This window comes from Gordonia sp. Swx-4 (genome assembly GCF_030316175.1).
Lineage (GTDB): Bacteria > Actinomycetota > Actinomycetes > Mycobacteriales > Mycobacteriaceae > Gordonia > Gordonia alkanivorans.
Genome location: NZ_CP128197.1, coordinates 4118151 through 4130629, shown reverse-complemented (window position 1 = coordinate 4130629; position 12479 = coordinate 4118151). Strand labels below are relative to the sequence as shown.

The window sequence follows — 12479 nt, the reverse complement described above, 5'->3', positions numbered from 1 at the left end:
TCTCCTCGCAAGAGGAGATCGAGGCCGCGGTGTCGGCCGGCTTCGACGTCTCGCGCGACTGGCCGATCCGCGCCCGGATCTGGGAGGTGGCGCCGGATGAGCACGTGTTCGCGGTCGTCACCCACCACATCGCCTCCGACGGTGAGTCGATGATGCCCCTGGTGAGCGATGTCGTCACCGCTTATCTGGCCGAAACCGCGGATGCCGACCCGGATTTCGCAGATCTCGAGGTCCAGTTCGCCGACTTCGCGATCTGGCAGCACGACGTGCTCGGCTCGCCCGACGATCCGGAATCCGTTGTCGGTCGCCAGCTCGCCTACTGGGTCGAGCGGTTGGCCGGTCTGCCGGACGTGATCGACGTGCCCACCGACCGCCCCCGCCCGGCCCGTGCCAGCCAGCGCGGCGGACGCGTCTCCTTCACGGTGCCGGCCGAGGTCGGTGACCGGATCGCGCGCGTCGCCCAGGACACCGGCGCCACGCCCTTCATGGTTGTGCACGCGGCGTTGGCCGCGCTGCTCTCGCGACTGTCGGCGACCGATGACATCGCGATCGGCACCCCGGTCGCGGGTCGAGGTCAGCGCGTGCTCGATCCGCTGGTCGGCATGTTCGTCAACACGCTCGTGCTTCGCACCAGCGTGGACCTCGACCGCGGCTTCGACGATCTGCTCGAGGCCACCAGAGAGGCCGATCTCGGCGCGTTCGCGAATGCCGATGTGCCCTTCGAGATCGTCGTCGATGCTGCCGGTGCCCAACGGTCGGCGGCCTTCGCTCCGTTCACCCAGGTCTGGCTCACCTTCGACCAGTCCACCCTGCCGGAGCTCGCCGGCGCCGACCTGTCGGTGGGGGAGGTCGCCGGCCTCCGGGTGAGTCCGGTGGACACCGGTCAGACCCCGGCGCGCGTCGACCTGCTCATCGGGATGACCCAGCCCGGCCGCGGCGAGGAGTGGGCAGGCACCATCACCTACGCCACGGACCTGTTCGACGAGTCGACCGCGGTCCGCCTGGGCGAGCAGCTCGTCGGACTGCTGACCGAGGCCGTCGACGATCCCCGGACCCCGCTGCGGCAGATCACGCTCGGCGACACGATGTCGGTTGCCGAGCTCGCCCGCGCCGCAGCGCAACCCGAGCCCCAGCGCCAGACGGTGTCGATCGCCGACTCCGACGCGGTCGTGACCGGGGGGGCGGGAACCGAGCCGGTCGTCCTGGGCGACCTGTTCGCACAGTCCGCCGCGAAGTGGGGACCGCGCCAGGCCGTCGTCGACGCCGACAACGTCTGGCTGTCCTACGCGGACCTCGACGCGCGGTCGAACCGCCTGGCGCGCTGGCTGATCGGTCAGGGCATCGGCCCGGAGAAGCTGGTCGCGCTGGCGATCGGCCGCTCCGCGCAGCTGCTCACCGCTATCTGGGCGGTGGCCAAGACCGGTGGTGGGTATGTGCCGATCGACCCGGACTATCCCGCCGAGCGGGTGGCGAACATGGTCGAGGATTCGGGCGCGGTCCTGGGCCTGGCCGTCGAGGCGTCGGGAACCCTGCCCGGGGATCGCTTCTCGTGGCTCCGTCTCGACGACGCCACGCTGTCCGCCGAGATCGAGAGATTGTCCGACGCGCCGATCACCGCATCGGATCGTCGTGCGCCGGTGCGGGTCGACAACGTCGCCTACGTGATCTACACGTCTGGCTCGACCGGACGCCCGAAGGGTGTCGCCGTGACACATTCGGGTCTGGCGAACTTCGCCGCCGAGGAGATCCGCCGGTCGGGTGCCGACGAGTACTCGCGGGTGCTGGGCTTTGCCTCGCCCAGCTTCGACGCGTCGGTGCTCGAGTATCTGCTTGCGACCGTGTCCGGCGGCGTGTTGATCTATCGTCCCGCTGACGCCGTCGGCGGTCCGCCGCTGCAGGACTTCATGATGCGGCAGGCGATCACCCACACGTTCCTGACGCCGACCGTGCTCGCGACCATCGAACCGCAGGCGGTTCCCGCACTCCGGGTCGTGTATGCCGGCGGCGAGGCCGTGCCGCAGGCGCTCAAGGACAGCTGGGCTCCGTTCCGGCGGATCCAGAACCTGTACGGCCCCACCGAAACCACGATCGGCGTCACCATCAGTGCGCCGATGGCGGTGGGCGAGCCGGTCTCGCTCGGCGGCCCGCTCGCCGGCGTGGGCCTGATGGTGCTCGACGCGCAATTGCGTCCGGTCCCCATCGGGGTCGCGGGTGAGCTGTATGTCAACGGCGGCGCGCTGTCGCGCGGATACCTCGACCGCCCTGGCCTGACCGCCGAGAAGTTCGTGGCCAACCCGCACGGGCACCCGGGTGACCGGATGTATCGCACCGGTGACATCGTGCGGTGGAAACAGGATTTTACCGGCGCCCCGGTCATCGAGTACTCCGGACGCAGCGACGACCAGGTGAAGCTGCGCGGGCTGCGCATCGAACTGGGTGAGATCGAGGCGGTTCTCGCCGAGCACCCGGCGGTCCGCTCGGCCGTGGTCGTCGGTGTCGGCGGTTCGGTCGCCACCGCGCTGGCCGCCTATGTGGTCGCCACGGGCGCCGACGTCGATCCGGCAGAGCTGAGAGCATTTGTCGGCGAACGACTTCCGGCGCACATGGTGCCGGCATCGGTGGCTGTGCTCGACGAGCTCCCGCTGACCCCGGTCGGCAAGCTCGACAAGGCGGCGCTCCCCGCACCGGTGATCGAGGTCGGCGAGATCGTGGCCCCGGAGACCGAGCAGGAGGCTGCGGTCGCCGCGGTGTTCGCCGAGGTCCTGGGCATCGACCAGGTCAGCGTGACCGAGTCCTTCTTCGACCTCGGTGGCAACTCGCTGTCGGCGACGCGCGTCGCCGCCCGGGTGGGCGAGGTACTCGGTGTCGAGACCTCGGTGCGTGACCTGTTCGAGGCGCCGACAGTACGTGCGCTGGTGGGCGAGGTGTCCGGACACGCCGCGGCGCTGCCCCCGATCGTCGCGAATGCCGAACGGCCGGAACTCGTTCCGCTGTCGTTCGCACAGCAACGGATGTGGTTCATCAACCAGTTCGATCCGTCGCTTCCGACCTACAACATCCCGGTGGTGTTGCAGGTGACCGGACCTCTGGACACCGACGCACTGCGCCAGGCGATGGCCGACGTGGTGGGCCGCCACGAGGTCTTGCGCACCACCTTCCCCTCCGTCGAGGGGGCGGCATATCAGCTCATCCATCCGCGCGAGCAGATCGCCGAACGCCTCGACTGGGGGATCGTGGCGGATCAGCGCGAGCTGGAGAGCGCGATCGTCGCGGGCTTCGACGTGAGCGCCGACTGGCCGGTCCGTGCGCGGGTCTGGCCGGTCGAGCCGGGCCGATCCGTGGTCGCAGTGGTCGTCCATCACATCGCTGCCGACGGCGAATCGATGAATCCGCTCCTGGCCGACGTGATGAACGCCTACGACGCGCGGGTCGCCGGGCGGGCACCCGACTTCGAACCGCTCGAGGTCCAGTTCGCCGACTTCGCGCTCTGGCAGCACGATGTCCTCGGCGACGGGTCCGACCCGGACTCGGTGATCGGCGCCCAGTTGTCCTACTGGGCAGACAAACTCGCCGATCTGCCCGAGGTGCTCACGCTGCCGTTCGATCGGCCGAGGCCGCTCGTCGCCTCGCAGCGGGGCGGCCGGGTCGGTGCCGCGATACCGGCCGAGATCGGCGACCGCGTGCGCGACCTCGCTCGCGAGGCCGACGCGACGCCGTTCATCGTGGTACATGCGGCGCTCGCGGTTCTGCTGGCGCGTCTGTCGGCGGGGGAGGACGTGGCGATTGCGACGCCGGTGGCGGGCCGCGGCCAGCGTGTCCTCGACCCGCTGGTCGGTATGTTCGTCAACACCCTCGTCCTCCGCACGCAGATCGCTCCGTCGATGACGTTCGCCGAACTCCTCGAGCAGGCGCGCGAGACCGATCTCGAGGCGTTCGCCAACGCCGACGTCGCGTTCGAGACGCTCGTCGAGCGACTCAACCCCGTACGGTCGGAGGCGTTCGCACCACTGGCGCAGGTCATGCTGACCTTCGGTCAGACGGCTCTCCCCGAGATGGGAGCCGACACGGCCCCGGCCTCCGTTGCCGGTCTCGACATCGAACCGATGTCGCCCGCAGACCCGCCGGCGAAGCTCGACCTCACCGTCGGTGTCACCGTCCCCGAGCGCGACGGCGACTGGCCGCTCGAGTTCGTGTTTGCACGGGACCTCTTTGATGAGGACACCGTGGCTCAGCTGGCCCGCAGGTTCGTCGCGATCCTCGATCAGCTGACGGCGCGGACCGAGGCGCCGGTGGCTGAGGCGGCGCTCCTCGAACCCGCCGAGGTTGCGGACATACTGCGTCGGTCCCGTGGCACCGAGATCGTCATCGCAGCGGAATCCGTTGTCGCCGGGGTAGAGGCCGGCACTACCCGGCATCCCGACACGATCGCGCTGACCTTCGCTGACCGTGAGCTGTCTTATCGCGAATTCGGAGCCCGGGTCGCAGATGTGGCGCGCGAGCTGCTGGCGCTGGGCGTCGGTCCCGACGTCGCGGTGGCGGTGTGCATCGATCGCGGCGTGGAGATGGTCGTGGCGGTCCACGCGGTGACCGCGGCGGGTGGGCAGTACGTGCCCATCGACACCGCGGCCCCGGGCGACCGCGTGCGCTACATGGTCGAGACCGCGGCCGCGCGGGTCCTCCTCGTCGGACCGCGGCCCGTGGCGGCCGACCTGTCCGGTCTCGACGACGGGATCCAGCGTGTCGTCGTCGATTCGACCCGCGACATCGATCCGTCGACTCCGCCGGTCACCGACGCCGAGCGCGTGCGGCCGATCCGCGGTGACGACGCGCTGTACACCCTGTTCACCTCGGGTTCGACGGGACGGCCGAAGGGCGTCACCGTCTCGCACGCGTCCGTGGCCAACCGGTTGTGGTGGGGACTCGACGAGTACCCCTGGACCGTGGGTGACCGGATCATCCAGAAGACGCCGTACACCTTCGACGTCTCGGTGCCGGAGCTGTTCGCGCCGTTGCTGACCGGTGCGACGATGGTGATCGCGGAACCGGGCGGTCACGCCGATCCGCTCTACATCGCCGACCTGATCGCGTCGAGCGGCGCCACCTCGGTGCACTTCGTCCCGTCGATGCTGTCGGTGTTCCTCGATGTCGTACCGGCCGAGACGATCTCGCGCCTGGGTACGCTCCGCTGGCTGTTCGCCTCCGGTGAGGCGCTACCGCCCGCGGTGGTGGCCCGTGCCCACGAGCTGCTGCCACACGTGCGGATCGTGAACCTGTTCGGTCCCACCGAGGCGGCGGTCGAGGTGGCCTACGCCGACGTGACCCGGGCACCGTCGGTCGTGCCGATCGGCGTGCCGGTCTGGAACACGACCACCCATGTGCTCGACGCGCGACTGAATCCTGTCCCGACGGGAGTCCCGGGTGAGCTCTATCTCGGTGGCGATCAGGTGGCACGCGGGTATGCCGCGCAACCGGGATTGTCCGCCGAGCGCTTCGTGGCCGACCCGTTCGGCCGGCCCGGCTCGCGGCTCTACCGAACCGGTGATCTCGTGCGGTGGAACACCGACGGGGAGATCGAGTACCTCGGCCGCACCGACTTCCAGGTGAAGCTGCGCGGCCAGCGCATCGAACTGGGCGAGATCGAGTCCGTCGTCGCGGCCGCGCCCGGCGTCGTGCACGCCGCGGTGACGGTGGTCGACGCGCCGGGGGGCGGACAGCATCTGGTCGCCTATGTCGCGCCGTCGACCGTGGACCTCGAGGTCCTGCGCGACGCGGTGACACAGGCACTCCCGGAGTACATGCGTCCGACACTGTGGATGCCGATCGACGACGTCGTGCTGAACAGCGCGGGCAAGCTCGACCGCCGCGCCCTGCCCGCCCCCGACTTCGCGGGGCTCGACGCCGATCACGTCGCGCCCGCCAACGCGACGGAGGAGACCCTGGCGAGCATCGTGGCGGGTCTGCTCGGACTGGAGCGGGTCTCGGTCACCCAGTCGTTCTTCGCGCTCGGCGGCGACTCGATCATGTCGATCCAGCTCGCCTCGGCGGTTCGCGCGGCCGGGTTCACGCTGACACCGCGAGACATTTTCGAGCAACGGACCATCCGGGCGATGGCCCGCGTGGTCGCCGGCGAGGCCCACCGCCTGCCGGCGCTCGACGAACCCGCGGGCGGCGCGCACGGCGACCTGCCGCTGCTGCCGGTGATGTCGTGGATGATCGAACACTCTTCGGAGCCGGGCGATCTCGCGGACTTCTCGCAGTACCGGGTGCTTCATGCACCGTCGGGGCTCACCGTGGACGCGTTGTCGGAGTTGCTGTCCGAGCTCATCGCGGTGCACCCGATGCTGTCCGCGCGTCTCACCCGCAACGGTGACCGCTGGCGACTCGTCGCCGGTTCCGGCGTGAGCCCAGATGGTTCGGGAACCGATGGCCCGAGCGCAGCGCCGTACGTGTTCGCGCGGTCCTCGGCCTCGTCGGTGGGTACCCCCGGCCACGACGAGGATGTGCGCGCCGCGCATGGCGAGGCGCTGGCACACCTCGATCCGTCGACCGGTGTACTCGTCGCGGCGGGCATCGTCACCGACGTCGACGGCGTCGGCCGGGTCGTCCTGGCGATCCACCATCTCGGTGTCGACGCGGTGTCCTGGCCGATCATCGTCGAGGACCTGGTGACCGGATGGGCGCAGCGGGCAGCGGGTCAGCCGATCGCCCTGCGTGCCGAGGCGACGTCCGAGCGGGCGTGGGCCCACGCGGTCGGCGCACAGGCCGACCGGCGCGCCACCGAGCTGCCGTACTGGCTCGAGCGGCTCCCGGCCCGGCCCACTGATCTCGGGATCGACTTCGACGCGTCGCGGGACCGGTTCGCCACCGAGGTGTCGGTGGTCCACTCGTTCGACGCGCAGGTGACCGAGGCCGCGCTGACCTCGGTGCCGGAAGCGTTCCGCGGCAACGCCAACGACGTCCTGTTGGGAACGTTCGCACGGGCGGTCCGGTCGTGGCAGGCCGCGCGCGGCATCGCCGACGTCGCACCCGTGACGGTCCTGGTCGAGGGCCACGGTCGCAAGGACGAGATCGTCACCGCCGACGGCGAACGCGCCGTCGACCTGTCCCGCACGGTCGGCTGGTTCACCACGATCGCCCCGGTGGCCGTCGATCCGTCCGCCGACGTCACCCATGCGGTGAAGTCGGCCAAGGAAGAACGCCTCGGGCAACCCGACGGCGGGCTCGGATTCGGTGTGCTGCGCTACGGCGCCGACACCGAGCTGGCCCAGCGTCCGCTGCCGAGCATCGGGTTCAACTTCTTCGGCGCCGGCCGAGCCGGACGTCCCGCGGCCGAACCCGCGCACGACGTCATCCCATTCACCGGCGCGCCGAGCGCACCGGGGATGCCGCCGTCGGTGTCGGGCGCGATGGTCGCGCTGAACCCGTTGAGCGTCAACGTCGGAACGCGGAGCGACGGCGAAGCCCGTCGTCTCACTGCCAACTTCACGTTCCCGTCGGCTCTGTTCGGCACCGACGACATCACCGCACTCGCCGAACTGTGGGCGGCCGAACTCGCCGCTGTCGCAGAGCACGTCGCGACGGTCGGCGACCCGGGCCGGTCGCCGGCGGACGTGCCGGGCACGCCGGTCACGCAGGATGAACTCGACGCCCTCGCGGTGCGTTTCCCGGGTGCGGACGTCTGGCCGCTCACGCCGCTGCAGGCGGGTCTGTACTTCCAGTCGCAGATGGCGGCGCGCGACCCGTCGGGCGCCGACGATGTGCCCGCGGCGGGAGCCGGCAGCGTGGACGTGTACGTCACCCAGGCCGTCCTGCATCTCGGGGGCGACGTCGACCGATCGCGATTGCGGTCGGCCGCAGCGGAACTGGTGGCGCATCATCGCGTGCTGCGCAGCGGATATGTGCGTACCCCCGGTGGTGCGCTGGTGGCGGTCGTGCCCCCGCGCGCCGACCTGCCGTGGTCCGAGGTGTCCCTGGACCCGGGTCTCGACGACGTCGACGTCGCACGACGGGTGCGTGAGATCGCCGACGCCGAACGGATCACGCCGTTCGACCTCGAGGCACCGCCGCTCATGCGGTTCGTCGGTGTCGAGCACGCCGCCGGTTCCGAGACGACACTGAGCCTGATCGTGACCAACCACCACATTCTGCTCGACGGCTGGTCCGGGCCGCTGGTCCTCGCGGACCTGCTCGCGCTGTACGCCGGGGTCGGCCCGTACACGGCCACCATCGCCGCGGAGACCGACTTCGGTGATCACGTCCGGCGTCTCGCCGCCACCGACCGGGCCGCGGGTCTCGCCGCGTGGCGGGAGGTGCTGTCGCCGCTCGAGGAACCGACGCTGGTGTCCGGCGTCGAGGAGGCCACGACCACCTCGTTGCCGCGCAACCACGAGGAGTGGATCGACGCCGGGACGACGGCCGCGATCAACCGGGTCGCCCGCGAGCGCGGCGTCACGGTCAGCACGATCCTGCAGTTCGCGTGGGCGGTACTGCTGTCGCGTATGACCGGTAACCGGGTCGTCGCCTTCGGTGAGACCGTGTCGGGCCGCCCGTCCGACCTCGACGGTGTCGAGGGCATGGTCGGCCTGTTCATCAACACGGTCCCGAGCGTCGTCGACGTCGACCCGAACGCCGCCATCGGTGACGTGCTCGCCGCGATGCAGGCCGACAAGGTCGCAGTCCTCGACCATCAGCACGTCGGCCTCGCCGACCTCACCGCGCTGGCTGGGATGGGTGCCCTCTTCGACACCCTCACCGTGTTCGAGTCGTTCCCCGTGGACTCCGACTCGCTGTCGACCGCGGACACGTCGCTGGCCGGCGGTCTGCAGATCGTCGGCGTGGATGCCGACGACTCGACGCACTATCCGCTCAACCTCGCGTCGTCACCGTCGGGAGACCGCCTGCTGCTGAAGCTCAAGTACCTGCCGTCGGCCTTCGCCGACGACCAGGTGCGCGTGTTCGGTGCGGCGCTGCGCGAGATCCTGCGGACGACCGTCGACGATGCGGATCGGCCGACCTCGACGATCGCCCTCCTCGACGCGGCGGCAGCCGCCGAGCTCGCCCCGGTGAACGGTCCGGCGGCGCCGGAGCCGCGACTGCTGGGCGAGGTCTTCGCCGACGTCGCGGCCACGCATGCCGAGATCGTCGCGGTCACCGACGGCACCGGCGCATCGCTCACCTACGCCGAGCTCGACGAGCGGTCGAATCGTCTCGCGCGGTGGATGACCGGTCGGGGCATCGGCGTCGATCACGTGGTGGGGCTCGCGGTGGGACGCACCGTCGACCGTCTGGTCGGGCAGTGGGCCCTGGCGAAGCTGGGTGCGGCGTACCTGTCCGTCGACCCGACGCTGCCCGCCGACCGCATCGCGCACATGATCACCGATTCCGGTGTGCGACTGGTCATCACGTCCGATCGACGAGGCCCGGACTCGGGCGTCGACGTCCCGGGCGACGTCGAGTCGATCGATGTGCACACCCTCTCCGAGGCGGTGCGCGAGGTCGACGGCAGTCCGCTCACCCCGGGCGACATGGCTGGTGACCCGCGTCTCGACGCGCTCGCCTACGTCATCTACACCTCCGGCTCGACCGGTGTGCCCAAGGGTGTCGCGGTCACCCATCGTGGTGCACACGCCTTTGCGGTCGCCGAGGCGCAGCGGTTCGGTATCCGTCCGGGTTCACGTGTACTCGGTTACGCCTCACCGAGTTTCGACGCCTCGGTGCTCGAGTGGCTGCTCGCCTCGACCTCGGGTTCGACGCTGGTCTACCGGCCGGACGAGGCCGTCGGCGGCGAGGTGCTCACCGGATTCCTCCGCGAGCACGCGCTGACGCACGTGTTCCTGACACCGAGTGTGCTGGCGACGGTCGAACCCGACGAGCTGCCCGCACTGCGGATGCTCGCCTCGGGTGGCGAGGCGGTCTCCACCGCCCTCGTCCGCGCGTGGTCGCACCGGGTCGCGTTCCACAACGCCTACGGTCCGACGGAGACGTCGGTGGCGGTCACCATCAGCGGTCCGCTCGATCCGGACGGACCGGTGACCATCGGCGCGCCCGTGCCGGGTACCGGTCTGCTGGTCCTCGACCAGCGCCTGGCGCCGGTGCCCGTCGGGATGGCCGGCGAGCTGTACGCCACCGGCGTCTCGCTGGCACGCGGTTACCTCGGGCGCCCGCAACTGACCGCCGAACGGTTCGTGGCGTCCCCGTTCGGGGTGCCCGGCGATCGCATGTACCGCACGGGCGACCGTGTCCGGTGGGTGCGCTCGGCGTCAGGTGAGCTGGTGCTCGAGTACCTGGGACGTTCGGACGACCAGGTGAAGCTGCGCGGGCTGCGCATCGAACTCGGCGAGATCGAGAACGCGCTGTCCTCGTATCCCGGTGTCCAGACGGCCGTGGTGCTCGGGGTGGGCGGGTCGGTCGCGACCGCCCTGGCCGCCTACGTCGTGCCGACATCGGACGCGCAAGCGGGCGGGGCCGCGGCCGTCGACGTCGGCGAGCTGCGCGACCATCTCGCGGATCGGTTGCCGTCGTACATGATCCCGGCGACGATCACGGTCCTCGACGCCCTGCCGCTCACCCCGACGGGCAAGCTGGACAAGCGGGCCCTGCCCGCCCCGGAGATCGCGGCGGACGACCTCGTGGCCCCGGAGACGGCGGCCGAGGCGCGCGTCGTGGCCGTCTTCGCCGACCTGCTGGGCGTCGACGCGGTGTCGGTGACGGGTGACTTCTTCGCCCTCGGCGGCAACTCGCTGTCGGCGACCCGCTTGGCCGCGCGCGTCGGCGACGCGTTGAACGCCGACATCGGCGTCCGGGACGTATTCGAGTCGCCCACCCCGCGGGCCCTGGCCGCTCTCGGAGAACACCGCGGCGGGTTGCGCGCTCCGGTGATCCGGGTCGAGCCCAGACCGGCGGAGATCCCGCTGTCGTTCGCGCAGCAGCGGATCTGGTTCATCAACCGCCTCGATCCGGCGTCGGCGGCGTACAACCTGCCGATCGGTGTCGAACTCGGCGGCGAGCTCGACGTCGAGGCCCTGAGCGCGGCGATCGGCGACGTCGTCGCCCGGCACGAGATCCTGCGGACCACGTTCCCCGCCGTCGACGGCCGGCCGACGCAGGTCGTCCACGACGCCGACGGTCCGGCCGCGCTGCCCCGGCTCGTCGAATGTGCCTCGGAGGCCGAGCTTCTCGACGCGCTGTCGGCCGGGTTCGACGTCACCACCGAGGTGCCCGTCCGGATCCGGTTGTGGCAGCGCGGCGAGGGTTCGTGGGTCCTGCTCGCGGTGCTGCATCACATCGTGGGTGACGGTGAGTCCATGCGGCCGCTGTTGGCCGATGTCGTGACCGCCTACCGCGACCGTGCGGCCGGCCGCACGCCGGAGTTGCCGCCGCTGCCGGTCCAGTTCGCCGACTACGCACTGTGGCAGCAACGCGAGCTCGGGGCGGTCGACGACCCGACGTCGGTGGTCGGCCGGCAACTGTCGTACTGGCTGCGTCAGCTCGCCGGGGTTCCCGATGTGCTGGAACTGCCCGCCGACCGCCCGCGCCCGACCGTGGCGTCGATGCGGGGTGCGCGGGTGGACTTCGAGATCCCGCACGACGTCGCGACGCGGATCTCGGCGCTGGCGCGCGACCGCGGGATGACGCCGTTCATGGTGGTGCACGCGGGCCTGTCGGTGCTGCTCGCCCGGGTCACCGCGACCGACGACATCGCGGTGGCCACGCCCATCGCGGGTCGCGGACGCGCCGAGATCGATCAGCTGATCGGTATGTTCGTCAACACCCTGGTCCTGCGGGCCGAGGTCGACCCGTCGATGAGCTTCGCCGAACTGCTCGAGGACACCCGGGTCGTCGACCTCGACGCCTTCACCAACGCCGACGTGCCGTTCGAGACACTGGTCGAACGTCTGAACCCGACCCGGTCGAGGGCGTTCTCGCCGCTGGCACAGGTCATGCTCACGCTGACCAACGCGGGCAGCGGTTCACCGGTGCTCGAGGCGGAGGGGCTGCGGGTCGCGCCACTCGAGTCGCCGGTCACGTCCGCCCAGCTCGACCTGACGGTCGCGGTGGTCGCCCGTCCGGACCGGTCCTGGTCGGCGTCGATGGTGTACGCCACGGACCTGTTCGACGAGGGGACCGTCGAACTGCTCGCGCAGCGCCTGGTTACGCTCCTCGACGGGCTCACCGCCCGACCGGATGCCGCGGTCGGGGAGTGTCCGCTCGTGACGCCCGCGGAACGTGATCGCGTGCTGGCGTGGTCGGCGGGTGCCGCGACGCGGCCGACCGGTGCGACCCTGCCGGGCATCATCGGATCCCGGCAGCCCGGCGCGGGGGAGCCGGGAGTCGGCGAGAACGGTGTGACCGGCCGCGAGGTCGGGTACAACGGTTGCGGCGGGTACAACGGCCTGAACGGGGACGCGGGTCGCTACGGTGACGATGGTTCCGACGGCAGTGGTCCCGGTGGGGATGACTGAGCGGAGAGAACACCCGGG

The 12479-nt window shown here is 70.8% G+C and carries 1 protein-coding gene (only partly in view); it reads left to right on the top strand.

Annotation, left to right across the window (positions count from 1 at the left end; all coding sequences use genetic code 11):
* Window positions 1–12461: the end of a non-ribosomal peptide synthase/polyketide synthase gene (locus PWF70_RS18855; protein ID WP_286352729.1), read on the top strand. It extends 29602 nt beyond the left edge of the window; the window shows 12461 of its 42063 coding nt (coding positions 29603–42063); its start codon lies beyond the left edge, outside the window; it ends in the stop codon at window positions 12459–12461.
* The last annotated feature ends 18 nt before the right edge of the window (window positions 12462–12479 follow it).